This window comes from Paenibacillus sp. FSL M7-1046, assembly GCF_038007405.1.
In the GTDB taxonomy this organism is placed as follows: Bacteria; Bacillota; Bacilli; order Paenibacillales; family Paenibacillaceae; genus Paenibacillus_AQ.
Genome location: NZ_JBBOXB010000001.1, coordinates 2,830,256 through 2,843,398, shown reverse-complemented (window position 1 = coordinate 2,843,398; position 13,143 = coordinate 2,830,256). Strand labels below are relative to the sequence as shown.

At 53.6% G+C, this 13,143-nt stretch carries 10 protein-coding genes; 5 read left to right on the top strand and 5 right to left on the bottom strand.

The features are described from left to right. The first annotated feature begins 30 nt into the window (after positions 1-30). Complete coding sequence (locus NYE29_RS12405) at positions 31-3,231, top strand: efflux RND transporter permease subunit (protein ID WP_340896214.1); 3,201 nt, start codon at positions 31-33, stop codon at positions 3,229-3,231. A gap of 133 nt (positions 3,232-3,364) precedes the next feature. On the opposite strand, the gene NYE29_RS12400 is transcribed toward NYE29_RS12405, so the two are convergent. Next, on the bottom strand, positions 3,365-4,042 hold the full coding sequence (locus NYE29_RS12400; protein ID WP_038597471.1) for a TorD/DmsD family molecular chaperone: 678 nt from the start codon (positions 4,040-4,042) through the stop codon (positions 3,365-3,367). A 384-nt stretch (positions 4,043-4,426) separates the two neighbouring features. Here NYE29_RS12400 and moaA point away from each other — a divergent pair, with 384 nt between their 5' ends. Next, on the top strand, positions 4,427-5,428 hold the full coding sequence (moaA, locus tag NYE29_RS12395) for a GTP 3',8-cyclase MoaA (protein ID WP_038597474.1): 1,002 nt from the start codon (positions 4,427-4,429) through the stop codon (positions 5,426-5,428). A 91-nt stretch (positions 5,429-5,519) separates the two neighbouring features. Here moaA and NYE29_RS12390 read toward each other — a convergent pair whose 3' ends face one another. Further along, entirely contained in the window at positions 5,520-6,131 is a 612-nt protein-coding gene (locus NYE29_RS12390; protein WP_340896209.1) for a LysE/ArgO family amino acid transporter, read from the bottom strand. A 228-nt stretch (positions 6,132-6,359) separates the two neighbouring features. Between NYE29_RS12390 and NYE29_RS12385 the strand changes: the two genes are divergently transcribed. The 3 genes from NYE29_RS12385 (at position 6,360) to NYE29_RS12375 (ending at position 9,506) form a co-directional block, all read left to right on the top strand. Next, complete coding sequence (locus tag NYE29_RS12385; protein WP_340896208.1) at positions 6,360-7,940, top strand: aminotransferase-like domain-containing protein; 1,581 nt, start codon at positions 6,360-6,362, stop codon at positions 7,938-7,940. Positions 7,941-8,003: 63 nt separating this feature from the next. Continuing rightward, positions 8,004-8,609, top strand: a complete 606-nt coding sequence (locus NYE29_RS12380; protein WP_340896206.1) for a TetR family transcriptional regulator — start codon at positions 8,004-8,006, stop codon at positions 8,607-8,609. A 153-nt stretch (positions 8,610-8,762) separates the two neighbouring features. Continuing rightward, the gene (locus NYE29_RS12375) at positions 8,763-9,506 is read left to right on the top strand and encodes an SDR family oxidoreductase (protein ID WP_340896203.1); all 744 of its coding nucleotides are present in this window, start codon (positions 8,763-8,765) and stop codon (positions 9,504-9,506) included. Here the strand turns inward: NYE29_RS12375 and NYE29_RS12370 are convergent. From NYE29_RS12370 to NYE29_RS12360, 3 genes are read right to left on the bottom strand one after another with little or no spacing between them, the layout of a single operon-like run. Continuing rightward, on the bottom strand, positions 9,499-10,557 hold the full coding sequence (locus tag NYE29_RS12370) for a sensor histidine kinase (RefSeq protein WP_340896201.1): 1,059 nt from the start codon (positions 10,555-10,557) through the stop codon (positions 9,499-9,501). The genes NYE29_RS12375 and NYE29_RS12370 overlap by 8 nt on opposite strands. After that, on the bottom strand, positions 10,554-11,234 hold the full coding sequence (locus NYE29_RS12365; RefSeq protein WP_340896200.1) for a response regulator transcription factor: 681 nt from the start codon (positions 11,232-11,234) through the stop codon (positions 10,554-10,556). Before NYE29_RS12365 ends, NYE29_RS12370 begins: the two co-directional genes overlap by 4 nt. After that, a complete protein-coding gene (locus NYE29_RS12360; RefSeq protein ID WP_340896198.1) occupies positions 11,164-13,029 on the bottom strand; it encodes an ABC transporter ATP-binding protein in 1,866 nt (621 codons plus the stop codon). The genes NYE29_RS12365 and NYE29_RS12360 overlap by 71 nt, the downstream gene beginning before the upstream one ends. Between the last annotated feature and the right edge of the window lie 114 nt (positions 13,030-13,143).

Here is a 13,143-nt window from a genome sequence, read left to right as displayed (position 1 = left end):
GAAAGTCCGAGAGGAGCAGAAACACTACTTATGAAAAGCTTAATTAATTTCTCGCTTAAGAACAAATTCGCGATATGGCTGCTAACCATTATTATCGTATTCGCCGGTTTGTACAGCGGCCTGACCATGAAGCAGGAAACCCTGCCTAATATCAGTATACCTTATCTCAGTGTAACAACGATTTATCCAGGTGCAGCACCGGAGGGTGTTGTGAATGATGTCAGCAAGCCGCTGGAGCAGAAGCTCCGCAATGTGGATGGCGTCAAGATGATCACTTCCACCTCGCTCGAGAATGCTTCCAACATCCAAATCGAGTTTGATTACGGCGCGAATCTGGATAATGCCACAGCAGCCGTTCGTGAAGCCCTGAACGATGTCGCTCTGCCGGATGATGCCCAGAAGCCGACCATTTCCCGCTTCAGCCTTAGCTCACTGCCGGTTATCTCGCTGAGTCTGTCCGATGACAAGTCCGGGGATCTGGAAGAGCTGACCCGCATCGCGGAGAATGATATCCGTCCTGCCCTGGAGGATATCGAAGGTGTTGCTTCCGTGCAGATTTCCGGACAATACGTCAAGGAAGTCTCCCTGAAATTCAACCAGGAAAAACTGAAGCAATACGGGCTGACAGAGGATACCATTAAAGGCCTCGTTCAAGCCTCCTCTCTGCGTGTTCCGCTGGGACTGTTCGAAATGGAGAAATCACAAAAGGCCGTTGTTGTAGACGGCAATATTACCACAGTAGACGATCTTAAGAATTTGACGATTCCGCTTGTGCCTTCAGCTGCGGGTGCACAAGCAGGTTCAGGTGCTGCTGGTGGTGCTGCTAGTGCCGGTGGTGGTGCTGTTGCCGGTGGTGCCGGTGCAGCCGGTACTGGTACTGGTGCCGCTGGAACAGGCGCGGGCGCAGGTGCTGCAGTACCAACAGGCCTGCCGACGGTGAAGCTGGGTGAGCTTGCCTCCATTGAGGTTATCGGCAAGTCCGAATCCATCTCCCGTACCAACGGCAAAGAATCTATCGGGATTCAAATTGTTAAGTCCAATGACGCCAACACCGTTGAAGTTGTAAACAGCGTTAAAGATACAACGAAAGAATTAAAGCAGCAGTATAAATCTATGGATCTTACGGTTCTGCTCGACCAGGGCAAGCCGATTGAGGATTCCGTAAATACTATGTTGTCCAAGGCAGTCTTTGGCGCTCTGTTCGCCGTACTGATCATTCTGCTGTTCCTGCGGAATATCCGTTCAACTATTATCTCGATCATTTCTATCCCCTTGTCGCTGCTTATCGCTGTTCTATGCCTGCGGCAAATGGATATCACGCTCAATATGATGACGCTGGGAGCGATGACCGTCGCCATCGGGCGGGTTGTCGATGACTCGATTGTCGTCATTGAGAATATATACCGGCGTATGACGTTGTCGGGTGAGAAGCTGCGCGGCCGGGAGCTGATCAGCGCGGCTACAAGCGAAATGTTCGTGCCGATTATGTCTTCTACAATTGTAACGATCGCCGTATTCCTTCCGCTTGCTTTTGTCAGCGGCATGGTGGGCGAACTGTTCCTGCCGTTTGCACTGACCATGGTATTCTCCCTGCTCGCTTCTCTGGTTGTGGCGATTACACTTGTGCCGGCACTGGCGCATACGCTGTTCCGTAACGGACTGAAGAAAGGCAAGAAAAACCATGAAGAGAAACCGGGCAAAATGGCTCTGGGTTATCAGAAGATTCTGAACTGGTGCCTTTCCCATAAGCTGGTTACTTTCGGGGTCGCGGTTCTGTTACTGGTTGGCAGCTTGTTCCTGATCAAACCAATCGGGGTAAGCTTCATGCCTTCACAGGAAGATAAGAGTGTCATCATGACCTATGCACCTAAAGCCGGACAAACCGCTGAAGATGTCCAGGAACAAGGACTGAAGGCTGAGAAGTACATTCTGGCCCAAGAGCATATCGACAACATGCAATACTCCATCGGTGGCGGTGGATTTATGGGAATGGGCTCCAGCAATTCAGGTCTCTTCTATATTACCTATGACAGTGATACTCCAGATTTCGACACAGTTAAGGAAAATCTGATTGAAGGGCTGACCAAAGAGGTGCCGGAAGGCGTGTGGGGCGATATGTCCGGCATGATGGGCGGAGGCCTTGGCGGCAATACGCTGACCGTGAATATTTTTGGCGACACTCTGGATCAGTTGAAACCGGTAGCCGATGAGATAGCAGGCATCGTGAATGCAGATACCGCTAATTTCAAGGATGGGGAAACCAGCCTTGCTGAAGGTTACGAACAATACACCGTGGTTGCCGATCAAGCGAAGCTAAGTTCGCTTGGCCTCACTGCCGGACAGATTGCCATGAAGCTGAGTCCGGTTAATGCCCGCCCTGTAATGACAGAGGTGGAAGTGGATGGCAAAAACTATAATGTCTATATTGAAGCCGACACTCATACGTACAGCAGTATTCAGGAAATGGAAGAGGCTACACTGACCTCACCGCTGGGCTTTACAGTGCCGATTGGCGAAGTAGCGAAGATTGAGAACGGCACATCGCCGGACTCGATTACCCGCATTGACGGTAAAATGAGCGTTAATGTGACCGCTGAAATCATTGCTACCGATGTAAACAGCGCTTCAAATGACGTGAAGGAAAAGATCGAAGCCCTGGAGCTGCCTGACGGAGTTACCATCTCCTTCGGCGGCGTTACCGAACAAATCAATGAAACCTTCGGCCAGCTCGGACTTGCGATGGCGGCCGCTATTGCCATTGTATATTTTGTGCTTGTTGTTACTTTCGGCGGCGGTCTGGCACCGTTCGCGATCCTGTTCTCACTGCCATTCACTGTGATCGGAGCACTCGTCGCTCTGTTGCTGGCAGGAGAAACCCTGAACGTCTCTTCACTGATGGGGGCACTGATGCTGATCGGTATCGTCGTAACGAATGCGATCGTACTGATTGACCGGGTAATTCACAAGGAAAAAGAAGGGATGTCTACCCGTCAGGCACTGCTTGAAGCCGGAGGCACCCGCTTGCGTCCAATACTAATGACGGCTCTCGCCACGATTGGCGCTTTGCTGCCGCTGGTTACAGGACTTGAGAACAGCGCCGGCATTATCTCTAAAGGACTTGGCGTGACCGTTATTGGCGGTCTGATCAGCTCCACCCTGCTGACACTGGTCGTTGTACCTGTAGTCTATGAATTCCTGATGAAATTCCGCAGCAAAAAGGTTATTGAATAGAACTCAAGAACACTAACCAAAAGTTCATAAATAAGGCGCCTTTCCACAATTGGAGAGGCGCCTTTTGTTTGTGCTTAATATGAAAGTAAACATAGTCTATAGATAGCAGCCGGTTACCGTTACTTGATCCAGGCTAAACCATGGCTGCCGCGCTGCTCTCCAGCGAAGACTTCCAGGCGCGCAGCATCTGGAGATCCTGCGGCAGAAATTCCTCCAGCATATGGCTGAGCCCCAGATATAAAGGACTGTCTGTAGCTGCATTCAGTCTTTCGCAGAATTGTGGTGTCCATCTCAGTAAGTGCTCTTCCAGGAAGTTCTCCTGGATTTCCAGCAATTCCATGGCGCTTCTCACCGAGAAGCTGTTATACAGCATCCGTTCATGCAGCACGGCCATAAATTCCAGCTCAATAGCGATATGGTCATCGGCTTCGCCGCCGCATTTCTTGAACACGATCCCCGCCGAAGCGTACACATCGGAGAGCACGTTGCAGAATTCTTGCTCACGGCCCAACTGGGCAGCTTCACGCGGCAGTTCGTTCATCAGCCGTTTGTATTCGCGGTTCTCCTTCTCGCAGATCAGCGGAAGCTGGGCAGGCTCCTGGCTGCACAGATAACGCTTCAGCTCTCTTCCGCCCTCCGTCATTTCCGCGGCTACGCTCATTTGGCGGTTGCGGCTCCACTGGGCAACCAGCGAAAGCGTTGGTTTTCTCCCGTAAAAATCAACTAAAATCTGATATATTAATCCCCGGCTCTCCAGCCAGCGGCTAAATGCCTCCGGCACGACAAGTGATGGAACTGTTGTTATCGTCATTTTGCAAATCCTCCCTACTTGGTTTGACCGGATGCCGCACCCGCTGTTATTGCCACGTGCATGCCCCGGTATCATAGCTGTGAGCTGCGCAAAAGTGAACATAGAATAGAGACGAATCTTTCACACCTAAATTATATCGAAATTGTAAAGCGCTTTCAGTGAGCATTTTATGACCATTCCCCGTAATTGTCGTACTATTGTCAAATTTAGACTTTGCCGTTCCTCTTTTGTCCCCTATTATTTAGGTTGTTCTTTTTGCCTGCCGTACAACCGTTATACTCCCACAGAGCGTATCGAGAAAGCTAACAATGTACGGCACCATTGACGGCAGCGGAAGCAATCTTTAAAATTTAAATAAGATACACAAATGAAGGGAGCAACGCTATGGAACCGCTGACGGACCCTTTTGGACGTTTACATGACTATATCCGCATTTCGGTTACAGACCGCTGCAACCTGCGCTGCATTTATTGTATGCCGGCGGAAGGAATGCAATTCCAACCGCAGGACGAGATTATGAGCTATGAAGAAATTACCGCTGTGGTGGAGGCGCTGGCGCCCCTGGGACTGAGCAAAGTCCGGCTGACCGGGGGAGAACCGCTGGTCCGCAAGGATCTGGAGAAGCTTGTATCCATGATTTCTGCCATACCGGGTATTAAAGATATATCATTAACCACGAATGGTCTCATGCTGCCGGCTAAAGCTGCACTGCTAAAACAGGCAGGCTTGTCACGGGTGAACATCAGCCTCGATTCGCTCAAACAGGAGCGCTTCGCGATGATTACCCGCGGCGGAGATGTCGCCAAGGTGCTGAAAGGCATAGAAGCCGCTGAAGCGGCGGGGCTCTCCCCGATCAAGCTGAATGTTGTGCTGATGAAAGGCATCAATGATGATGAAATTAAGGATTTCATCTCGCTGACCCTGCACAGCCCGCTGAATGTGCGGTTCATCGAATATATGCCGATCGGCAGCGCAAGCGATTCCTGGCGCCAGACTTATTTGCCGCTGGAGACGGTCGTAGAAGCCTGTACCGAAGCAGGCTGGGCAACCGAGGAAGCGGAGTTGCCCTCGGGCAACGGCCCATCCCAGAACCGGCGTGTGGTCGGAGCGCAGGGAACCTTCGGGCTGATCCACCCCGTCAGCGAGCATTTCTGCGATAACTGCAACCGGCTGCGGCTCACTGCGGACGGTCATATCAAAGCCTGCCTGTATTGGGCGGATGAGTATAACGTACGGCCTCTGACCGCTGATCCGGCAGCGGTTCAAGCCCTGTTCCGCCAGGCGCTCGGCAACAAGCCGCATAACCATGAGATGGCGCTGGCGCTGGAGAAAAAGGCGCAGAGCCATACTCCGACGGTTCGCCGCATGTCGCAAATCGGCGGCTAGCCTTTATGATTGCAAGTCAAAACGGATACCCTGCAGGCAGCAGGGTATCCGTTTTTTTTCGAGAAAACAACTCACAACAGCAGAATCGGAGCTAAAAGCTTTCCCACAATTGAAAGCCCATATAGAGGGCAATTCCCCAGATCAGCAACGCCGAAGCCTTGTTCATCAGCCTGACCGCCTTGCCGGAGGAGTCGGCTTTCCCGAGCATTCTCCCTGCCGCCGCTAGTCCGATGAACCATACCCAGGATACCCCTGCGGCAGCTGCCGCGAACACCCAGCGTTCACTCCCGGCATATTGCAGTGCATTGGTGCCGATAACACCAACCGTGTCCATCAGAGCATGCGGATTCAACAGGGACACCGACAAGGTATAACCCACCTGCCCTTTCAGCGATAGCCGTTTTGCTTCTCCTTTTGCCGGAGCGGCGGACCATATTTTCCAGCCCATAAAGCAAAGAAATAGGATGCCCGCCCCCAAGACGACCGGCGTCAGCCAATCCAGTGAGAGCAGAACCAGCGACACCCCGCCGACAGCAGCGGCAATAAGCAGACTATCGCACAGGCCAGCCGTCAGAATAACGGGCAGGGCACTTCGAAATTTCGGATGCAGTGCTCCTTGATTAAAGACGAATATATTCTGTACCCCCAGCGGTAAAATAAGCCCAAAAGCCAATATTATTCCATGCACTATTGCTTCCGCCATCATCCGGCTCCTTCCAGCCTGCTGTCTATTTCAAATCAACGTATGGCAGCAGCATACACGTCCTTCGCTGCACTATTGATCCTACTCCCCCTAACGGCTCAGGTAACCATCCAAATCCATAGGATACTACCCAACCAAATATAGAAGTCCAGACGAAGCGTGATATACTCCAAGTAACAAAATTCTTGTTCCAACAGCATTTACACCCTATAAAAAGGAGCTAGTCCTTTGACGCGCCAACGCCAATCAGACCATCCACTTACAGCCTCACCCTCAGCAGTTCCCCCTGTCCAATCCGCTTCCCTTGATGATTCTGCAAGCTTAAGCGACCATTGGAAGCCGGACCCCTCTTCACCGCTGCCGCTGCACAGACAAATCTCGGCCTATTTCATCGGCAAAATCTCCAGCGGCGCCTGGCCTCCCGGCATGCGGCTTGTCCCGCAGCGCGAGCTATGCCGTCAGCTTGGCGTCAACCGCAGCACAGTTGTCACCGCGCTCGGGCAGCTGGCTGCACTCGGCCTGATCGAAGGCAGCCGGGGCGGAGGAACCCGGGTTGCCGCTTCAAGCAGGGCTGGAGCCTCCGGGCCGGATGCAGCGGCCCGCTCCACTGGAGCTGCGGGCCAGCTTGGCGGCAACTGGAATGACTACGTGGAGGAAGGCATCCACTACCCTAACCTGCCTGCGGTACAAGCCATCAACAGGCTTGAATATGAAGCGGGGCTAATCCGTCTCGGCACCGGTGAGCCTGCGCCCGGGCTGCTGCCCGGCGAGTCGATGCGCCAGGTGCTGCTCGAGCTGGCACAGAACCCGCTTCCGCCACTCTCCTACGAGGAGCCGCTTGGCAGCCTTAGTCTTCGCAGAGCGGTCAGCCAGGAGCTGTCGAAGAACGGAATAGAGGCCGATCCGTCTTCCATCCTCATTACCTCGGGCGCGCTGCAGGGTCTGCAGCTCATTGCGCTGGGCCTGCTGCCGCGCGGCTCGACGGTGCTGCTGGAGAAGCCCTCCTACCTGTATTCCATCCACGCCTTCCAGTCGGCGGGGGTGAAATTCAGCGGCCTGCCGATGGACAAAGACGGCCTCTTACCGGATCAGCTGGCAGCCGCAGCCATCCGGAGCAAGGCGGCCATGCTCTATACCATCCCCAGCTTCCATAATCCCACCGGAATTCTGATGGATGCGGGACGACGGGACGCCTTAATGGACATTGCAGGCGGACTTGGACTGCCCATTCTCGAGGATGGGGCTTATCAGGATCTATGGCTTGATGATCGCCCGCCCAACCCCCTGAAAGCCCGGGACCGCGAGGGAAGAGTGCTCCATCTGGGCACGCTGTCGAAGGCGGCGAGCCCCGGCCTGCGCATCGGCTGGATTGTCGGCCCGGAGCCGGTAGTCCGCCGGCTGGCCGATATCAAGATGCAGACCGATTACGGCGCAAGCTCCCTGTCGCAGCTCGCCGCTGCGCGCTGGCTGGAAGGCGGTTATCATGAGCAGCATCTCGTCCTGTTGCGCGGAAAACTGCGTCAGCGGCGTGATTTCATGCTGCAGCTGCTTGATATCCATTTTGCGGGGCTGGCTTCCTGGAATATTCCGGCCGGAGGTTTCTACATCTGGCTCTCTCTGAATGGAACTCTTTCGCTGCGCCGGCTCTTCAAGGCTGCACTACAGGCTGGAGTACTCCTGAATACAGGGGATCTGTATGACCGCAGCGACAGCAGACATCTCCGCCTGTCCTTCGCCTATGCCTCTGAGGATGAGATGGAGCACGGAATAGCAGCCTTGGCAAATATCATAAATAATCAAATGACATAAATTAATATTTGTCATTTGTCAGCCACCATGTTAAGCTGTACCTACCGAAGGGAGAATCCACCCGTGAACAAACCAAGCGCTTTTTTAAGCAAGACGGAAATATTGGACGCCGCTGAACAGACCTTGCGCAGGTTCGGCCCTGACAAAACCTCAGTGACCGATGTAGCCAAGCTGCTGGGCGTCAGCCATGGTACCTTGTACCGGCATTTTCCCAGCAAAGCGGCATTGCGGGAGGCTGTAACGGAAAGATGGCTGGACGAGTTGATTCTTGCCCCTCTGACAGAGATCGCGGCAGCTGCAGCCGGTAATGCTCTGGAGCAGCTAAGGAAATATATCGCGAAGCTGATCGAGCTTAAACATCACTACGCCGAGCAGGACAGCGAAATGTTCAAGATGTATGCATCTGTTACGGAAGAAGCCTCCGAGCTCATTGACACCCATATTCAGCGGATTATCAGCCAGATGGGCAGTGTAATTGACAAAGGCATTCAGGAAGGCATGATTATGCCAATCGCCGGTACGGAGACGATTGCCCGTTCACTTTTTCACGCGACGGCCCGGTTCCACCATCCTTCCCATGCCTATGAATGGCATCGCGGGAGCATCGGACAGGAATTTGAACAGCTCTGGACAATACTTGCCAGAGGCCTCGCGGCTGTCACCAGTTAAACCCGGTATCTTATACAAAACTAAGCGAATGCTTCCGAAGCCAGTTTTGTCCGGAGCAGATTATTATGAAGTAACGCTAACAAAACTAAGCGAATGCTTCCGAAGCAGATTCTTATGAAGTAACGCTAACAAAACTTTAAGGAGGAACAATTCATGAATCAAAACCTGCAGGGTAAGGTAGCTATCATTACGGGGTCCTCTAGAGGGATCGGACGGAGCGTTGCGGAGAGATTGGCGGAGCAAGGGGCCGCTGTAATCATTAACTATTCCAGCAGTCCTAAACAAGCTGAGGCTGTGGTGCAGGGTATTCAGGGAAAAGGCGGAAAGGCAGCCGCCCTTCAGGCCGACATCAGCAAACCCGCGCAGATTGAGCAGTTGTTCAAGGATACCAAGGAGCTGTTCGGCAAGATTGATATCGTGGTCAACAACGCCGGAATCATGATAAACAGCCTCATCGGCGCAGCTACTGAGGAGGAATTCGACAAGCAGTTTGCTATCAATGTCAAAGGGACCTACTTCTCCTGCCAGCAGGCTTTCTTCCATCTGGAAGAGGGCGGCCGGGTCATTAATTTCTCCACCTCGGTCAATGGCCAAATGTTCCCGGCTTACAGCATCTATGCCGGAACGAAAGGTGCAGTAGAACAATTCACCCGCCAGCTCGCCAAGGAATTCGGGGCCAAAGGCATTACGGTCAACGCAGTTGCGCCGGGGCCGGTTGCCACGGATTTATTCCTCGAAGGCAAATCCGAAGCACAGCTTGAAGGGCTGAAGAAAGCCAATGCTTTTGGCCGCCTGGGCCAGCCTGAGGATATTGCCGGAGCCGTCAGCTTTCTCGCCGGGGAAGAGTCCCAGTGGATTACCGGACAAACGCTGCGCGTAAACGGCGGATTTATTTAAGCCGCAATGGCAGGCTCACCGTACAAGCCGTCCCCTCGCCGGGACGGCTTGTTACGTTTATCGTCCCGTTATGCAAATCTACGATTTTCTTCACCAGTGACAATCCCAGTCCGCTCCCGCCTCCGCTGGCGCTTCTTGCTTTATCGGCCTTGTAGAATCGTTCGAAGATGCGGGGCAGCTCCTCCTCGGCGATGCCTATGCCGCTGTCCCTGATTTCCACAATGGCTTGACCCTCTGCGTGATGCACACGTATGGTGATATGCCCGCCCTCAGGGGTAAACTTGATACTGTTATGCAGCAGATTGGTCCATACCTGGCTCATCAGATCCTGCACAGCGTCCACCGAAATCTCCTCCAGCTCGGCTTCCAACTCGATCTCTTTATCCAGCCACTGCGGCTCCGAGGCCAGAATCATATCTTGCAGCTGTTTGTCCAGCCGGTATGACTTCACTTCAAACGGAAAGCTGCCCGCCTCCAATGCCGACAGCTTCAGCAGATTGTCGCTGAGCCCGGAGAGCCGGCTGCCCTCTGCTTCGATGATGTCCAGATAATGTCTCCGGTTGTCTGCACTAAGGCCCTCTTCCCGCAGCGCACGGGCGAATCCGCGAATCGAGGTCAGCGGCGACTGGATCTCATGTGAGACGTTGGAGATGAAATCCTGGCGCATAATCTCCATCCGGCCCAGCTCGCTGGCCATTTCATTAATCCCCTCCACGATTCCGCCAAACTGCCCGTAACGCTTGCTGTTTTCCAGCTCCACCTTGAAATTGCCTTTGGAAATTTGCCGCATTGCTGTCAGGATGGGAATATAGAAAGCTCTCTCATCCCCCCTGGCATGTCCGATAAGAGCTACGATACCGCCCACAACGAAAAAAATGAGAAACTGCAGCGCCATAATAAGCAGCCCCGATCTATAAGGGGACAGGGACCATTCAAAATGTCCCGACAGCAGCTTTACTCCGTAATATCCTCCATTCCAGGAAACATAGAGGGCAGCGATCAATATCCCCATTCCAAGGATCTCTCTCACAATCCTGCCAAGTCTTCTCATCCATTAACCACCTCCAGACGGTAACCCAGCCCACGGATGGTACGGATATTGAAGCCATATTTTTCCCGGGGGAAACGTTCGCGCAGACGGCCCACATGCACATCCAGCGTCCGTTCATTGCCCCCAAAATCATAACCCCAGATTTCTTCAATCAGCCTGTCGCGCGTCAATGTCTGCCCGGGATAGCTTGCCAGCTTGAACAGCAGCTCGAATTCCTTCAGCGGCAGCGTGATTTCCCCAAACTCCGAGGAGGCTTCATAAGTCTTGCGGTTCATCCGCAAATTTCCGACGTTTACACTCTGTGCGGAGGAAATCTGGTACCGCTTCAGCAACGCTTTAACTCTGGCGATCAGCACCAGCGGTTCAAACGGCTTCACCAGATAATCGTCCGTACCCAGCTCGAAGCCTTTAACAATTTGTGAGGTTTCCCCTTTGGCTGTCAACATCAGAATGGGAAAATCATAGCTTTCCCGCAGCGCGCGGCACAGCTCCCAGCCATCCATCTTCGGCATCATCACATCGATGATCGCCAGATCCACGCTGTTGTCCTCAAGCAGCCGCAGCGCCTCCACCCCATCGGAAGCGCCATAGACCTCATCCATCCCCTCAGCTCTCAGAAACAGCTCCACCAATTCGCGGATGTGCGGATCGTCGTCCACTACAAGTATTTTGGCCATATTCTGCTGTAGCCTCCTCTTTGCCGCCCTCCAAAAGCTGCGGTGTGTTCATTTGCAGCTGCTGTTCCGCAAATTCCCGGTATAGCTTATGACTGCGCAGCAGCTCTTCGTGCGTTCCTTTGCCGGTGATCCGGCCTTTCTCTATAAAGATAATCTGATCCGCATTCACCACGGTTGCCAGTCTGTGGGCAATCACGATCGTGGTCCGGCCTTGCATAAGGTTCGATAAAGCACTCTGCACCACTGCTTCGGACTGGCTGTCGAGACTGGAGGTAGCTTCGTCCAGCATCAGAATCTTCGGATCACGCAGCAGCGCCCTCGCGATGGCAATCCGCTGGCGCTGTCCGCCGGACAGCTTCACGCCCCGTTCCCCCACATCCGTCTGATAGCCGTCCGGCAGCTCACGGATAAAGCCGTCGGCATAGGCCATGGCTGCAGCACGGCGCATCTCCTCCTCGCTGATCTTCCGGTCCAGCCCATAGCCGAGATTATCGGCAATCGTGCCGGAGAGCAGCGGGCTTTCCTGCGAGACATACCCGATCAGCCTGCGCCAGGAACGCAGGGAAAACGCCGACACCGGCTTCCCGCCCAGCTTGATGACGCCATGCTGCGGTTCATAGAACCGTTCCAGCATTGAGAATAACGTCGTTTTACCGCCTCCGCTTGGTCCGACAATCGCCGTAACCTGACCCGGCAGCATGGAGAAGCTGACCTTGTCCAGCACCTGTTCACCTGTTTTATAGCCAAAGCTTAAATCCTCTATAGCAATCGGTCCCTGCAATCCATCCGCTTCCTCTGCCCCTTCGTAAATCTCCTCTTCCGCAGCCAGTGTTTCAATGATCCGTTCTGAGGCACCTTTGGCCTTCTGCACCTGGGTGAAGAACTGGGTCAGCTGCGTGAGCGGCATTACGATCTGGATCAAATACAGAATAAAGGCTACCAATTCACCTGCAGTCAAGGCACCCGAGGACACCTGCATGCCGCCATAGCCGATAATGACGACCAGCAGCATCATGAACACAAACGAGACTAGCGGGCTGATCATCGCACTGATTTTGCCCTCCCGGATGCCGAAGGACAGCAGATTCATAATTCCGGTCCGCCCGGCTTCATATTCCCTTTGCTCTGCGCCCGAAGATTTCACCAGCCGGATTTCGGACAGCACACCGCTCAGTGTAGCGGTAAAGGATGCTGTTTCATCCTGAGTGCCCTTGGAGATTTTGTACATCTGCCGGCCCAGCGGCACCAGAATGAGTGCGGACAGTGGAAGCACCGTGAACAGCACCAGCGTCATTTTCCAGTTCAGATACAGCAGCACCGATATCGAACCGACGATGGAGATTACCCCGGTAAACAAGCTGGCCAAATGCTCGGAGATCAGCGTCTTGAGAATTCCGGTATCGTTCGTCATCCGGCTGACGCTTTCACCTGTGCGGTTATCATTGTAGTAGGCCACCGGCAGCACAAGAAATTTGCGCCACAGCCGGTCGCGCAGTCCCGCAACAATCTTCTGCCCTACGTAGTTCAGCAAATAAATGGAGACGCCTCCGGCAATCGTCTGGGCTACAAAAGCTCCGGCAATTCCCGCAATCTGCAGCTTGCTGATGGAGGCCAGCGAGAAGCCGTCCACCAGATTCTTGGTGAACATAGGAATGACCAGACCCACCAGCGTCGATATCATACTAAGCCCTACCGCCAGAGCTAGCAGCCCGTAGGAGGGTTTAGTCTCATGCAGCAGCTTCAGGAACGGCTTCAAGGACGCTCCCTGCTTCCGTGAAGATTTGGATTTATTCATAGAACTTCCTCTTTTCTGACGGATAGATCTCGGGCTGTCCCGCTCCTGTCCGCCTTCCTCTCCACATTAACGCCGCTTTGTAAACTGAAGTTAAACGAAGGAAAAATTAGTGCT

Coding starts and splice junctions, on each gene's coding strand:
- NYE29_RS12405 (WP_340896214.1), top strand. CDS start 31: ATGAAAAGCTTAATTAATTTCTCGCTTAAGAACAAATTCGCGATATGG.
- NYE29_RS12400 (WP_038597471.1), bottom strand. CDS start 4,042: ATGACGATAACAACAGTTCCATCACTTGTCGTGCCGGAGGCATTTAGC.
- moaA (WP_038597474.1), top strand. CDS start 4,427: ATGGAACCGCTGACGGACCCTTTTGGACGTTTACATGACTATATCCGC.
- NYE29_RS12390 (WP_340896209.1), bottom strand. CDS start 6,131: ATGGCGGAAGCAATAGTGCATGGAATAATATTGGCTTTTGGGCTTATT.
- NYE29_RS12375 (WP_340896203.1), top strand. CDS start 8,763: ATGAATCAAAACCTGCAGGGTAAGGTAGCTATCATTACGGGGTCCTCT.
- NYE29_RS12370 (WP_340896201.1), bottom strand. CDS start 10,557: ATGAGAAGACTTGGCAGGATTGTGAGAGAGATCCTTGGAATGGGGATA.
- NYE29_RS12365 (WP_340896200.1), bottom strand. CDS start 11,234: ATGGCCAAAATACTTGTAGTGGACGACGATCCGCACATCCGCGAATTG.
- NYE29_RS12360 (WP_340896198.1), bottom strand. CDS start 13,029: ATGAATAAATCCAAATCTTCACGGAAGCAGGGAGCGTCCTTGAAGCCG.